The 14,742-nt window shown below is 58.4% G+C and carries 11 protein-coding genes; 7 read left to right on the forward strand and 4 right to left on the reverse strand.

Features of this window, described 5'->3' with window-relative positions:
- Positions 1-11 precede the first annotated feature (11 nt).
- Both ACFC5L_RS08050 and ACFC5L_RS08055 read right to left on the reverse strand, forming a co-directional pair.
- On the reverse strand, positions 12-1,211 hold the full coding sequence (locus tag ACFC5L_RS08050; protein WP_375204267.1) for a sigma 54-interacting transcriptional regulator: 1,200 nt from the start codon (positions 1,209-1,211) through the stop codon (positions 12-14).
- A gap of 278 nt (positions 1,212-1,489) precedes the next feature.
- Positions 1,490-3,229, reverse strand: a complete 1,740-nt coding sequence (locus tag ACFC5L_RS08055) for a S1 family peptidase (protein WP_375204266.1) — start codon at positions 3,227-3,229, stop codon at positions 1,490-1,492.
- 480 nt (positions 3,230-3,709) lie between these two features.
- Between ACFC5L_RS08055 and ACFC5L_RS08060 the strand changes: the two genes are divergently transcribed.
- From ACFC5L_RS08060 to ACFC5L_RS08075, 4 genes are all read left to right on the forward strand, one after another.
- Positions 3,710-5,881, forward strand: a complete 2,172-nt coding sequence (locus tag ACFC5L_RS08060) for a hypothetical protein (protein ID WP_375204265.1) — start codon at positions 3,710-3,712, stop codon at positions 5,879-5,881.
- A 183-nt stretch (positions 5,882-6,064) separates the two neighbouring features.
- Positions 6,065-6,484: a hypothetical protein gene (locus ACFC5L_RS08065; protein WP_375204264.1), complete on the forward strand. Its 420-nt coding sequence runs from the start codon at positions 6,065-6,067 to the stop codon at positions 6,482-6,484.
- A 22-nt stretch (positions 6,485-6,506) separates the two neighbouring features.
- Entirely contained in the window at positions 6,507-7,265 is a 759-nt protein-coding gene (locus ACFC5L_RS08070; RefSeq protein ID WP_375204263.1) for a C39 family peptidase, read from the forward strand.
- Positions 7,265-8,389, forward strand: a complete 1,125-nt coding sequence (locus ACFC5L_RS08075; protein ID WP_375204262.1) for a hypothetical protein — start codon at positions 7,265-7,267, stop codon at positions 8,387-8,389. The genes ACFC5L_RS08070 and ACFC5L_RS08075 overlap by 1 nt, the downstream gene beginning before the upstream one ends.
- A gap of 123 nt (positions 8,390-8,512) precedes the next feature.
- Here the strand turns inward: ACFC5L_RS08075 and ACFC5L_RS08080 are convergent, their stop codons facing one another.
- The gene (locus tag ACFC5L_RS08080; RefSeq protein ID WP_375204261.1) at positions 8,513-9,160 is read right to left on the reverse strand and encodes a response regulator; all 648 of its coding nucleotides are present in this window, start codon (positions 9,158-9,160) and stop codon (positions 8,513-8,515) included.
- Between the two features lie 24 nt (positions 9,161-9,184).
- Positions 9,185-10,330 (reverse strand): GAF domain-containing sensor histidine kinase, encoded by a 1,146-nt coding sequence (locus ACFC5L_RS08085; RefSeq protein WP_375204260.1) that lies wholly within the window; start codon positions 10,328-10,330, stop codon positions 9,185-9,187.
- 358 nt (positions 10,331-10,688) lie between these two features.
- Between ACFC5L_RS08085 and ACFC5L_RS08090 the strand changes: the two genes are divergently transcribed.
- Genes ACFC5L_RS08090 through ACFC5L_RS08100 form a run of 3 tightly spaced genes read left to right on the forward strand, consistent with a single transcriptional unit; the run spans position 10,689 to position 14,706 of the window.
- Positions 10,689-12,221 (forward strand): thymidine phosphorylase family protein, encoded by a 1,533-nt coding sequence (locus tag ACFC5L_RS08090; RefSeq protein ID WP_375204259.1) that lies wholly within the window; start codon positions 10,689-10,691, stop codon positions 12,219-12,221.
- The gene (locus ACFC5L_RS08095; protein WP_375204258.1) at positions 12,218-13,114 is read left to right on the forward strand and encodes a ribose-phosphate diphosphokinase; all 897 of its coding nucleotides are present in this window, start codon (positions 12,218-12,220) and stop codon (positions 13,112-13,114) included. Before ACFC5L_RS08090 ends, ACFC5L_RS08095 begins: the two co-directional genes overlap by 4 nt.
- On the forward strand, positions 13,114-14,706 hold the full coding sequence (locus ACFC5L_RS08100) for an MBL fold metallo-hydrolase (protein WP_375204257.1): 1,593 nt from the start codon (positions 13,114-13,116) through the stop codon (positions 14,704-14,706). The genes ACFC5L_RS08095 and ACFC5L_RS08100 overlap by 1 nt, the downstream gene beginning before the upstream one ends.
- Positions 14,707-14,742: the final 36 nt, after the last annotated feature.

Genomic DNA, 14,742 nt, shown 5'->3' on the forward strand with positions numbered 1-14,742 from the left:
CCCTGGGGTTCTTAGCAATCGTTCAACAAGGCTTTCACTTCGGCGCAAACCGACCGGTAGGCCGATGCAAAATCCTCGCCTTCGAGACTTTTCTTCAAAGTGTTAAAGGTTCCGCGTGACCGGCCCGAAAGGGTGACGGCCTTGGCGATGTTGCCGTCCGCGGCGTTCAGCGCTTTCAACAGCATATAGCGGTTCATCAGCGCGGTGGCGTCTTCGACGGCGAAAGACGTCGTCGTTGTCGCCGCATGCTCAAAATCGAAGCGCAGATGTCCCGGCAAAATCTTGCCTTTTTCCCGCCGCGCATAAGGCATGGCCCGCAACAGGACATTGCGCAATTCGCGGACATTACCCGGGAAGCGGTAGGATTTGAGACGGTCTGCGGCTTTCGGCGTTAACCGTAATTTCCGGTTCCGTTCGTCGCCGTGGCTGGCGATCATCCGCTCCGCGATTTCAATCATGTCATCGCCGCGTTCACGCAAGGGCGGCACATCGATGATCAAAACATTGATACGGTAGAAGAGGTCAGGCCGGAATTTTCCGGCGCAGACATTCTCCTGAAGATTGACGTTGGTGGCGGAAATCAGACGGAAGTCGATTTTTTCAGGCGTCTTGCCGCCAAGTTTTGTCACCATGCCGTCTTCGAGCACCCGCAAGAGGTGGGTCTGAACGGAGAGCGGCATGTCGCCGATTTCATCAAGGAAAAGCACGCCGCCATTCGCCAGCGCGATTGCGCCTTCGCGCTCGGCGACCGAGCCGGTAAAGGCGCCTTTCACATGACCGAATAATTCCGATGCGGCGAGAGTTTCTGGCATGGCGCCGGCGTTAAGCGGCGAGAAGGCGCCCTTTGCGCGTGATCCGCCGAGATGCAGATGGCGCGCTACAAGCTCCTTGCCGACGCCGGTCTCACCGGTGATCAGCACCGGCGCGTCGTCATCGGCGTAGATTTCGATCTCTTCACGAAGCCGGACGGCCTTGCTGCTGGAGCCGATAATCTCCGGCGGCGGCAGGATCGTGCGCGATTTGACGCGAGGCTCTTGTCGGAGCTGGATCAGATTAGATGGAACTGATTCCGGCGATCTCTTGGCCGGGGATCTTTCCGAACGCCGTACTGCATTCGAAGGAATATAGGTTTCCTGCGAATACGCGCTTGGCGTATAAGGTTGGTCGTAGGCAGACGAACGGCTTGCGCCGTCGTACTCTTGATCATCCATTCGCTTCCCCCAAAGCTGCGTAGGACGTTCTTCAGTCTTATGGAATTGATGCGCATATAGACGCTGTCGTCTTCCCACCGAAGACGGCGCCCACTTTTGCAGCCAGTCCCTCTCCCAAGAGCTTGGCCTATATCTCCCACACGACAGCAGAACGTGCTGTGCCGGCTAAGCTAGACCACCCGCGGCAGGAATCAACTGAATTCGGCTGCGTGGTGGGAAATATTCATGAGGCCCGCTAAAATTCGCCTTTAGCGCGAAAGAAACACGGACTTGCGCCTTTATTCGCCGTCCGCAGCGTCGTCGAGCTCAATATATTCCGGCGGAAGACAATAGTCCGGCCGTGCGCTGCGGGGTTTCAGCCTGCAGTCGCGGAAGCGCCGCCAGGCCGCGTTGGCGCCGGCAACCGCGCCCGGGCGACGGCTCGTCGCCGTATTCTGGCGTTCCTCGTCTTGAGCTGTCGAATAGGCGACGGTTTGCGCGCCAGTGTCATCGCCGCCGGGCCAGCTGATCGCGCCGGCCAGAAACTCCATGCTCACCGGGTCGCATTTTGGAGAGCGGCGGATCAGCACCTGATAATCTTCGACGCCCCCTTGCGGCAGGGCCGGCAAGTGCAATTCGAAGGAGGCGCGCCCGCGGGCCGCCCGGAGCCGCTCATCGCCTTTTTTGCGCCAGTAAGATGTCAGCGGGCAAAAGCCTGTGCGTGAGCGCAAGGAGTAATCGAACGCGAACAGCACATGTTCGCTGCGGCGGTCCACCGTGCGCCAGAACTCGGCATATTCGCCTTCTTCGCGAATCATGAAGCTGCGTGCGCCGGTCTCGACGCCGTCCGGCGCGGTGAGTGCGGCCGATAATTCAGGCGCTTCGACACGGCGCGTTTGCGCTGCGGGTTCGAATTCCAGGGTTTCAATGCTGCGCGCGAAAGGCGGCGCGGCGGTGGACGCCAGTGCGCCGACGGTCGGCGCCGGTTTTTCGCCGGGGCGGGCGTACTCCATGTAGAAAGACCATGGCAGGGCCACTTCCGCACGCGTCCAGTGATCAAGCAGGCGTTTCCACGCTGGCAGGAAAAGGTCATCCAGGCGCCCCTGTTCGCGCGTCTCGGATATGAGATCGTAAAGCACTTCGGCGCGTTGCGCGGCGCCGTCGGCGTTCGAACTTTTTGATTCGATGCCGTGCGTGTGAATGCCGATCACTTCGCCCGCTGCGTTGAGAATGGGACTGCCGCTATTGCCGCCCGCGGTGGCGAGACGGTGGATGATCAGATTGGCGATCGCGGGGTCCGGCTTTTCCGCAGCCGAATCGAGCGGCGGCGTAATGGCGGCGATCACGCCGCGCTCCACGCGCGGGGTTGCAGCGTCAGGCGCAAAGCCATCATCAAGCGTATCGTAAGGATAGCCGATAACGGCGATCGGCGTTCCGGACTCCAGCGCGAGCAGCGTCTCTTCCGGCGCAATGGGAAGATCAGGGCCGAGCCTGTTCTCGCCGGTTTCCGGATCAATGGGATCAACAGTGAGCAGCGCAGCGTCAAAGGCGAGATCGCGCAAAGGCGCTGTTTTCGGCTCATAAACGGAGGAATAAGGGCGGATCGGCTGGTGATCCTCGACCAGCGCGCGAAACGCGCCATAGCCGGCGTGAAGGCGCCGCGAGACAACGGGGATTTTTGCGCCCGACGCGCGGTTCAGGAGATAAACGCTGGCCTCCGGCTCGTCGAGCGGCAGCGAGTTTGCGGTGTGCGCCGCCGCCGCGAGAAGACCGCGCTCCCGGTCGATGACGAACGCAGTGCCGCGCGATGCGCCATTGACGACAATGAGATAAACGGAGCCTGTCGCATGGGCGAGCGTATCCGGTGCGATAACGGCGGAAAGGGCGGCGTCGGCTTTTTCACCGGCGGCGCGCACTTCCTGCTCAAGCGTGTCGGTGCGGTCGCGCAGGCGCCGGATTTCTGAATAACGCGACGTTTCAAGGAAAAGCAGGGCGGCTACGGCCGCGACAAGCGCCAGCGCCGGTAGAAACCGGTTCATGACGTTTCCTTTTGGCGCCGATTTGTTGTGACGTTCACTTGTTCCCCCAACCGACTTTCCCAAACGACAGCGGCGGCGGACGCTGCGTTAGCGCATATTGAAGATCATCAATGATGGCTTGTCGAGCAATTCCGGGGCCATGAATTTAAGGGACCAGCCGCCGGTTATCCGAGCGCGGCGTCCGCAACATGGCGGGACGGGGAATGCGCAACCGGCTGTGCATTTCGATCAGCATCTGAACACATTTTTGCAGCGCAGCATTCCCGCTTTCTTTCCGTTTCGTAACAAAGAACATCCAGCATTTACAGATTGTTAAAGAAGTTTTTCGCGGCTCCGACCCGATTTGGCACAGCGATTGCAAAAGAAGTGGGCGTTGGGGGGGACAAGCTCCCAATAGCGATCACCGTGGCTTTCCCAAAGAGAGATTGGGGAGGGGTGCGAGGGTCGCTTTGCAGTGAAACCATAGTGGGAGACGATCAAGTGAAACTTAAGCTTTTGACAACGATTGCGGCCTCTGCGCTGCTCGCTTCTGCGGGCGCCGCCTGGGCCCAACCGACTGAGTCCGGCACCGGCGCTCAGGAAAGCGGCGACGGCAACCAGTCCACGGACGACGATGTTGTTGACGCTGATATCCTCAGCAACAACGGTAACGACAACGACAGCTCGGATAATTCCGACAACTCCGTGAACGATTCCGGCAACGCCGATCTCGACGCGTTCTCGGGCGACGGTTCCGACAACGACGCTCTCGATGTCGACAATTCCGGCAATGACAGCTCGGACAACTCGGACAATTCGGATAACTCCGACAATTCCGACAATTCGACTGATGCCGACGCCTTCACGGGCGACGACAGCGACGTCATCGACGCCGACATCTATGACAACGGCAACGACAGCTCGGACAATTCGGACAATTCCGACAACTCCGTGAACGATTCCGGCAATGCCGATCTCGACGCCTTCACCGGCTCGGACAGCGACATCAACGACATCGATGTCCAGGACAACGGCAATGACAGCTCGGACAACTCGGACAATTCGGATAACTCTGACAATTCCGACAACTCTGTCGACGCCTTCACGGGTGATGACAGCGACGTGCTCGACGTTGACAACTCCGGCAACGACAATTCGGACAACTCGACCGACACTGATGCGTTCTCGGGCGACGGTTCCGACAATGACGTGCTCGACGCCGACATCTATAACAACGGCAACGACAGCTCGGACAACTCGGATAACTCCGACAATTCGACGGACACCGACGCGTTCACCGGCGATGACAGCGACGTTCTCGACGTTGACAATTCCGGCAACGACAACTCGGACAACTCCGACAATTCGGACAACTCGATCAATGATTCGGGCAATGCCGACTTTGACGCGTTCTCGGGCGATGGTTCTGACAACGACGTGAATGACATCGATGTCCAGGACAACGGCAACGACAGCTCGGACAACTCGGACAACTCTGACAACTCTGTTGACGCCTTCACGGGTGATGACAGCGACGTGCTCGACGTTGACAATTCCGGTAACGACAACTCGGACAACTCGACCGACACTGACGCCTTCACGGGCGACGACAGTGACGTGCTCGACGTCGACACGACGGATTCGTTCAACGACAATTCGGACAATTCCGACAACTCCGACAATTCAGTTGACGCGTTCTCGGGCGACGGTTCCGATAACGACGTTCTTGATGTCGACAATTCCGGCAACGACAACTCCGACAATTCGGACAATGTCGGCGCCGATAACCAGTCTTCCGCGGCAAATGACGGCTCTATCGCCGTAACCGCGAACGACAACTCGGACAACTCGGACAATTCCGACAACTCCGATAACTCGGACAACTCTGTTGACGCCTTCACGGGTGAAGACAGCGATGTCCTCGATCTTGACGTCACCGATTCCGGCAACGACAACTCGTCGGCTGACAATGGTTCGGCCAACAACGGTTCGTCGATCGACAATTCGGACAACTCGGACAATTCTGACAACTCCGACAACTCCGACAACTCGATCAACGATTCGGGCAACCTGGATGTTGACGCCAGCGACAATGCACAGTCTGGTGACCAGGGCGCGTCGGCCAATGACGGTTCGATCGCCATTTCGGCGAGCGACAACTCGGACAACTCCGACAACAACGACGCCGACAACGGCTCCGCCGTCGCTAACGACAGCGGTTCTGTCAGCGTTGACAACTCGGACAACTCCGACAACTCGGACAATTCGGACAACTCCGACAACTCCGACAACAACATGGCCGATGGCGGTTCCGCCGTCGCTAACGACAGCGGCTCGGTCGATGTCGACAACTCCGATAATTCGGTCGATGTCGATGTTGATGTTGACGTCGATGCTTCGGACAACTCCGACAACTCGATCAATGACTCCTACAACACGACGCTGGAGCTCACGATCGGCGACGTCCAGCTGAACGCGAACGAGCTTTCAGCTTCCGTCAGCAACGTGAACTTCGGTACGCCGTCGTTCGACGGTTCGCTTACGACTGGCAACATCGACAACCAGTCCATGTCGAGCAACCGTGGTCTGACGATCAACAACAACAACACCGGTGTTGGCAGCTTCTCGAACTCGCAGAACGTCAACGTTGGTACGGTCAACGTGCCTAACTAAGCACGCGAGCCTTGGGCGCTGCAGGGAGTTTTCCCTGCAGCGTCTGCCTTAATAAAAGATAACTATTCGATCTTGAAAACAGTGTTAGATTACAGACATCAACTTTCCGGCCTTCGCATAAGACGCGAAATGACTTTCGAAAGGCGCCGGGAAGTTGTGTCAGGGGGAAGATAAACAATGGGTATGAGTGCGTGGGGTTTCATTATCACGCCGGTGCTGATCGCATCGAACCCCGAACTTTCTGATGTACAGAAAGAGGCTCAACTTGACGCTTACGCGCCAGTTGCCGCCGAAGAAATGCTAGATGTTTTTGATGAAGTCGCCTCGTTGGCCGGTGTGAGCGCGCTTGATGACGCGACCATGGCGACGGCTTCGGGCGGCTCTCAGACGGCGATCGACATCGCCAATCTCGGCGTCAATATCGCGGAGAACAATGGCAGCGTTAACAACGTTAACGCCAACAATTCCACCAGCGGCAACGTGTCGAACAACGTTGTTTCCGACAACAGCGGCATCACCACCGTGTTCAACAACACCGGGACCGGCGTTGTGATGCAGAGCGTCGTCAACTTGAACATTTTCCTGCAAGGCGCAGGGCAGTAGCGTTAGAGACTTTGGGGGAAAAATGAGCTTCTTTGATCGCATTAATAGCGGCGGACGGCGCTTCAGCGCCGGGGCGGCGATTGCGATTGCTCTTTCCTTTTTCGGCTCTACCGGCGCGCATGCGGGCGATATCGACCTTTTTGTCGGCGGCGCTTCGGCGCGCGTTCCCGTCGTCAGCATGGCGGAACGCAAATACACGACGGTCGTCAAGCAGGAATATGATTTCAGCTGCGGCTCTGCGGCGCTGGCGACTCTACTGACTTATCATTACGGCCGGGAAACGTCGGAGACCGACGCGTTCAAGGCCATGTGGGATGTTGGCGACCAGGCCCGCATTCGCGAACTTGGCTTCTCGCTTCTGGAAATGAAGCGTTACCTTGAAAGCCTTGACCTGAAAGCCGACGGCTTTGTTTTAAGTCTCGACCGGGTTCAGGAGATTGGCGTTCCCGGCATCGCGCTTGTCGATGTGCGCGGATACAAACATTTCGTCGTCATTAAAGGCATAACGGACGAGGTCGTATTGATCGGCGACCCGTCTGCAGGAGTTGTATCGTTGCCGCGTAACATGTTTGAGCAACGGTGGGATGGAACGATTTTGTTCATTCGTTCAGATGTTGTGCGCGGTAAGCAAAGTTTCAATCAGATTGCCGACTGGCGCCTTGCGCCTTCGGCGCCGCACGACCGGGCGCGTGATGATGAGCCGCTTCAGTCGCTCTATCTGAACCAGACCCGTCCGTCCTTCTCCGGATTCACGATCAATACTGTTGTGGAGGTTCGGTAATGTTATTCGTGAAATCCGCCAGCATCATGGGCGCAGCAAGCCTGATTTCGATCAGCGCGGCGGCCGCCAGCGAGCCGGATGATCTTTTCTCAGCAGGGCTGCTTGAGCTCGATGAACAGCCGATGTCGGTGAATGAGCTTGGCGAAGCGCGCGGCGGATTCAGCTTCGGCGGCCTGGACTTCAATATCGGCGTTCAGGTCTTGCCGCCGACTGTCAATCCTTTGCCCAATGGTCCCTTCGGGTCCAGCGGCGGTCCTTTTGGATCTAACGGCGGACCTTTCGGTCAAAATGGAGGTCCGTTCGGACAAAATGGCGGCCCATTCGGTGGCAATGGCGGACCATTTGGCGGAAATGGCAACAGCAATAACAACAACGCCAATCAGAACAATACGCTCCCTCCTGCGCCTCAGAATGTTGCACAAGCAACGCCGCCGCCTGCGGCTCCTCCTCCTCCCACACAGCAGCAATCGGCGCCGCCTCCTGCGCCGGCTGTGCCCGCGACGCCGCCGTCATCCTCCAGCGCGCCGTCGCCCCAGCAACAGGCTCCTGCGCCATCGGCGCCTGCTGTGACTGTAACGCCGCAACCGGCGCCAGCGCCGGCTCCTTCGCCTGTCGAGACGACAAATACTGTGACGAATGCGCCAAGCCCTGCGCCGACGGTTTCAAACCCTGCGCCAGCGCCTGCTTCTCCCCCGCCGCAACAGTCAGCGCAAAATACGGTCGGGACGCCGCCAGCTCCGCAAGAGCCCGCTATTACGGTCGCGTCAACTCCTCCGGCGCCGGCGCCAACTCAGCCGCAACCACAGCAGTCGCAACAACAGCAGCAGCCGACCTCAGTTGCGAGCGCACCGCCTCCGGCCAGCGCCGCACAGACCCCGCCAGCAACAAAGGCGAACATGGCGGCAACGTTGAAAGATGTGCCTGAGCCGCAAGGCCTTCGGGGCATTGAAGCGAACGGGCTCACCACCGTCATCAATAATTCGCGCAACAACGTGTTCATTTCTCAGGAGAGGATCATGAACGTTCAGGTGACGAATTACGATTTCGCCATGAACTTAAGACGTGTGAGCAATGTCACGTCGCAGGTCGTCTCGCAAAGCTTCTTCCTGCCGGGTCTCAATTAAGGGGCCCCAGTTAGGCGAGCCATTTAAAAGACTTTGCTTGCTGCGTTTCAAACAGGCTTTTCCCAGCGGGAAGAGCCTGTTTTGTTACTAGCGCAAATGTTTTTTGGGGGGGCGGGCGCGCTTTTATTGGTCGACAAGTTGATTTTTGACGGCGTAAAGCGCCGCTTGCGTCCGATCCGCGACGCCGAGCTTTGACAGGACCACGCTCACATATCCCTTCACTGTGCCTTCCGTCAGATTGAAGTCGTAAGCGATGACCTTGTTACTCTTACCGTTGGCGATGGCTTTCAGGATATCGAGTTCGCGCGGCGTCAGCTTTTCATGGGGCAACCGTTCGCCGGTGGCGCGACGCAAAAGTTGTTTTTGAACGGCGGGATGGAAAACCGGCGCGCCGCGATGAGCGCTTTCAATGGACCAGACCAATTCGCCGCGAGAGACGTCTTTCAGCAAATAGCCCATAACTTCAGCGTCGATGGCCTCTTGAAGTTTCAGGTCATCGCCAAGCGCGCTCGTCAACAAGATCACCCGTGACGATAATCCTTTTTTGCGAATTGCCGCCGCCGCTTCAATGCCGCTGCGGCCTGGCAGGGCGACATCCATCAAAATGACGTCAGGGTTCAAGGATGCGGCGAGTCGCTCGCCTTCCTCGGCGTCACCAGCTTCACCGACAATCTCGATGCCGGGCTCGTCGCTCAATAGCGTGCGCAGCCCCTCCCGGACGATGGGATGGTCGTCGACGATCATGAGGCGTATGGCGGCGCGTTCCGTCATCTGGCCTTCTCCCTCGGCAGTCTTTTAAGCGAGGGGGAGGCGAACCTCAACGCCGAGGCCACGGGGGGTGCGATTGGCGACATGGAGCTCACCGCCAAGGCGGGCGGCGCGCGCGCGCATGCTGGCAAGACCAATCTGTGTCGAGGCGCTTTCTTCCGGGCGCCCGGCCGCCATGCCGCGGCCGTCATCAAGCACGCGAAAAGTCAGGTCATTTTCCTGATATTCCAACGATATGAAGATGTTATCGGCTTTTCCATGGCGGATGGCGTTGGCCACGCTTTCCTGCGCGATGCGCAAAAGCGCCTCGGTCTGATCCTGGTCGAGGCGGTTGTCATCCACGTCGATGGAGACAGTGGCGTATTCATTCGCCGTGAGGCCGCAATGGCGGGCCAGTGCTTTGGCGAGCCCGTTGGCGCGGGCGTAGGCGGCGAGCGAATTGTCGTCATCGGGCGGGCCGCGCAGCTCAAACAGGAGCGCCTTCATCTCGCGCTGGGCGAGGCTGGCGATATCGAGGAGACGGGAAGTGCGGGCGTCGCCTTCCTCCTTGCTGCGCTCATATCCGGCGCCGATGGATTGGGCGACCAGAGACAGGGAAAAGATCAGTTGACTGACATTATCGTGAAGGTCGCGGGCGAGACGTTGCCGCTCTTTCATCCCCGCATAATGTTTTTCCCTTTGATAGGAACGGGCGTTGTGAATGGCGATGGCGGCGTGCCGCGCGAATATGCCGAGCATCCGGATGTCATTGTCGCCGAACCGTTTGGGCGGAGCGGCGCCGATGCCGAAGGTCCCGATAATATCGCCGCGCCACATGATCGGCATACCGATGACGCTATCTTCATCCATCCCGCGCAGCTTTGGCGTTTTGAGCGACCCATAGGTTTCGAGCAACACCGGCTCACAACGGGCGTAGACGCTGCCGGCGAGACCTTCATCCGGTTGAGAGATCGAGCCGAGTTCTTCCTTCGGCATGCGGTAGACCGCTTCGATCCTGACAATGCCTTCATCGGGAACGACGAGGCCGATGGATCCCCGGTCTGCGTGCAGGAGCTCGCAGGCTTTCTGGACGATAATGGTCAATAGCGGGCGCAGCTCCAGCTCCCCGCTGATGACCTCGATCATCTCGCGCAGGTGATCCTGATCGATCATGGCGGCGTGAGAGTCTGTCATCCTCGGGACCGGCGCTATCTGCTTCCGACAGGGGCGGGCGCCTAACCAAAGTTAGCGCCTGTACGGGCGAATAGCAGCACCAATCAACGTCATTGGCAAGGCGCGCCGTGGCGCGGCTGGGCCGTTGCTGGATGCGTAAGCGGATTACGCGCTGACGACCGGTAGTGAGACGCTTAAGGTGGCCTCTTTTTGATAATCGGTTGCACCAGATCAATTTCTGGAAAGCAGTCTCCAGTACTTTGATGAAAGCCGTCGCGGCCTCCGATAGAGCAAGAGTGACACATAGCCTGATTGCGGATGACCGGCGATAAATGATATCGCCAGAATCAGGCTCAGTGATTAGCCCGGAGCAGACAAAATGGCCGCGCAGACTGATTATCTCAAAATAAAGCGCGTTGCGATTGATACAGAGCCGGAAAATACCGTCTTTCTGTCCCGCCAATGCACCGTTTACCGCCCGGAAGAATTCCGGGCGCTGAAAAAGATTGAGGTCAACGCCGGGCCCAAAAAACTTCTCGCGACGCTTGTCGTCACCGATGATCACGCAATTACAGCCCCCGATGAGCTTGGCGTCGGGGCGCCGGCGTTTCGAAGGCTCGGCCTCGCGGAAGGCGCGAAAGTGCAGATTGCGCAAGCAACGCCGCCGCGCAGTCTCGATGCCGTGCGCCGCAAGATCGGCGGCGAAGTGATGAGCGCAGAAGACATCGGGGCGATTATCTCGGACATCGCCGCGCACCGTTATTCGCCTATGGAGATTGCCGCCTATCTGATCGCATCAGCAAGTTTTACGACAACGGACGAATTGCTGGCGACAACGCGGGCGATGGCGGAAAGCGGGGCAGAGATCAAATGGGGCGCGCCGCTGATCGTCGATAAACATTGTATCGGCGGCATTCCGGGCAATCGCACGTCGATGATCGTGGCCCCTATTGTTGCGGCGCATGGGTTGAAAATGCCGAAAACCTCTTCGCGCGCCATCACATCGCCCAGCGGCACAGCCGACACGATGGAAGTGCTCGCTAATGTGGCGCTTTCCATTGAGGACATGAAGCGCGTTGTGGATCGCGAGAACGCCTGTCTCGCCTGGGGCGGGCATGTCAATCTGTCGCCTGCTGACGATGTGCTGATTACGGTGGAGCGACCCCTCGCGATTGATACGCGCGAACAAATGGTCGCGTCGATCCTGTCGAAAAAACTGGCTGCGGGATCGACGCATATTGTGCTCGATATTCCGGTTGGACCGACGGCGAAGGTCAGGTCACAAGGCGACGCGGTGCGCCTGCGCAAACTCATGGAATATGTCAGCGCGGAAATCGGGCTTGTGATCGATGTTGTCTTTACGGATGGGGCCCAGCCTGTTGGCCGCGGCGTTGGCCCGGTGCTGGAAGCGCGGGATGTGATGGCGGTCTTGAAAAATGAGCCGGATGCGCCGGCGGATTTGCGCGCGCGATCGCTGTTGCTTGCGGGGCATGTGCTCGATTTCGATCCGGCGCTTCGCGGCGGCGCCGGGCGGGTGCGAGCGCAGGAATTGCTGGATTCCGGAAAAGCGCTCGCCGCCATGGAGCGCATCATCGAGGCGCAGGGGCGTGCTGCGTCACCTGCCTGCGCGGGCGAGCTGGCGGCGGAGATTGTCGCCACCCATGACGGTATTGTCGCCGCCATGGATTGTTTCCGTCTGGCGCGTATTGCACGCCTTGCAGGCGCGCCGATGGATAAGGGCGCTGGCATCGATCTGTTCAGGAAGATTGGCGATTCCGTAAAACAGGGCGAGCCGCTTTATCGCATTCATTCCTGTTTTGCGTCCGACTTTGAATTCGCCAAGGCGATGGCGCATGAAGATTCCGGCGTCACCGTGAACGGCGCCGCCGTGCGCGGGAGCATAAAGGAATGATGAAGCGCCTGATTGCGGCGATGCCGGAGGATATTGAACCGGCCCGCAGACTTGAGGCGGAAACCGGCCTTCCGCTCGCCGAAATCGGCGTCCATAAATTCCCGGACGGGGAAAGTCTTGTGCGGGCGCCTGCTGCGGCGGAAACAGTGTTTTTGTATTGTTCACTCAACGATCCGAACGGGAAGCTGGTTGATCTTGGGCTGGCGGCCTCCGCGCTGAGGGAGGCGGGCGCGAAAAGGCTTGTGCTGATTGCGCCTTATCTTTGTTATATGCGCCAGGACAAAGCCTTTCATCCGGGCGAAGCGGTCGCACAACGGTTTATCGGTGCGCTGCTGGCGCAATGGTTCGATCGTGTGATTACCGTGGAGCCGCATCTTCATCGCACCAAAACACTGACAGCCATTATGCCGGGCATTGAAAGTTCGGCTTTGCCGGCTGCCGAGTTGTTGGCGGCGCTGATCCGGCGCGACGGAGAGGTCGCCGCTGACATACTTGTTGTCGGACCTGACGCCGAATCGCAAAGCTGGACATCGTCCGTCGCCGCTGCGGCCGGGGCGGCTTTCATGATCCTTGCAAAACATCGCAGCGGCGACCGTGACGTCTCTATTTTGGCGCAGGAAACGGAAAACATCGCCGGAAAACATGTTTACCTTGTGGACGATATCGTTTCCACAGGCGCGACGCTTTCAGCTGCGGCCTCGCTTCTCAAGCGCTATGGCGCTGCGCGCATCGATGCGCTTGTCGTGCATGCGCTATTTAATAAAGCCGATGAAAAACGCATGCTGGAGGCGGGCATCGCGTCGATCCGGTCTACGGACACGGTTGCGCATGAGACGAATGCAATAGAAATTTCACCGCTGCTGGCCGCGATAGTGGAAAAGGATGAGGCGTAATGAGCATGCGTATGAAGTTTTGCGGCGCCGCCGGGACGGTGACAGGCTCCTGCTATTGGATAGAACATGAAAAAGGCGCCTTTATCATCGACTGCGGCATGTTTCAGGGATCGAAAACCCTGAAGGAACTCAATTACGGCGACTTTCCATTTCCAACCCATGATGCGGATTTCGTACTGCTCACCCACGCGCATATCGATCATAGTGGATTGCTGCCGAAACTGATGTGCAATGGCTTTGACGGCGAGGTCTATGCGACGGAAGGAACGAAAGATCTTTTGCAATTCATGCTGCCGGACAGCGGCTACATACAGGAAATGGAGGTCGGCTATCTCAATCGCCGCAATGCGCAACGCGGGCGAAAGGCGGTTGAACCGATTTACACCAGCGAACAGGGCGCCGCCGCCGCGGGAGAAATTATCGCCAGAGAGTATCAACGCTGGTTTGAACCGGGGCCGGGGGTGCGGGCGCGTTTCTGGAACGCCGGTCACATTCTCGGCTCTGCGTCAATCGAAGTGGAAATCGAAACGGGCGAAGATGATGCGCGCATCATGCGGCTTTTATTTTCCGGCGATATCGGGCCCGATCATAAACTGTTCCATCCTGATCCTGACGGTCCAAGCAATCTCGACTATGTGATCTGCGAATCGACCTATGGCGCGCGCGAGCGCCCGGTCCTGAAGCCCGATGCGCGGCGCAAGGTGCTGGCCGATATTGTGCGCAAGGCGATGGCGCGCGACGGCGTTCTCGTTATTCCCGCTTTCAGCGTCGAGCGCACACAGGAACTTCTCGCCGACCTCAGCATGTTGATGAAGAACGGCGACATCGAAGAACGGATCGTATTTCTGGATTCGCCTCTGGCCATCAAGGCGACGGAAGCGTTCCAGCGTCATGCGGGCGATCTTGAAGATCTCGGCCGGAATGGCCAGCTTTTTCAAAATCCTGCATTTCACTTCACGCGCACTGTCGATGAAAGCAAAGCTATCAACAATTACGAAAACGGCGTCATTATCATCGCCGCCAGCGGCATGTGCGAAGCCGGCCGGATTCGTCACCACCTGAAACGCCGGCTGTGGAATGAGAAGAACACAATCTTGATGACAGGCTATCAGGCGCCGGGCACGCTGGGCGCCATTCTTGAAGCGGGCGCCAAAGCGGTGCGCATTCAAGGCGAGGAAATTCGCGTGAAGGCGCATATTCAGTCCATAGATGTTTATTCCGGACATGTGGACGCCAACGGCCTTGTTGACTGGATGATGGCGCGCCAGCCCGTGACACGGGGCGTATTTTTAACGCATGGCGAAGAGGAAGGGCTTAATGCGCTGCAAGAGCGTCTGGTCGCCCGCGGTTTTGAAAAAGATCGGGTTATTATTCCGCAGCTCGATGACGAGGTCGATCTACTCGGCAGGAAAGGCGTCGCTATGCGCGCCGGCCCCCGGCGTCTGGGGCAGGCGGGGGTCGTTAATCTCGACTGGCACAATGATCTGGCCAAGCTTTCCCTTGATATTCGCGAAGCGCTGGAAGACGCGGCGGATGAGCGCGCCCGGAATGTGATCCTGCGGCGTTTGCGCCGCGCCCTTGAAGAAGAGTAAGATACGCAAAGGAAGGCGCGTTGACGCTGATCAACA

Origin of the sequence: Hyphococcus sp., assembly GCF_041986965.1 — a bacterium.
Taxonomy (GTDB): Bacteria; Pseudomonadota; Alphaproteobacteria; order Caulobacterales; family Parvularculaceae; genus Hyphococcus.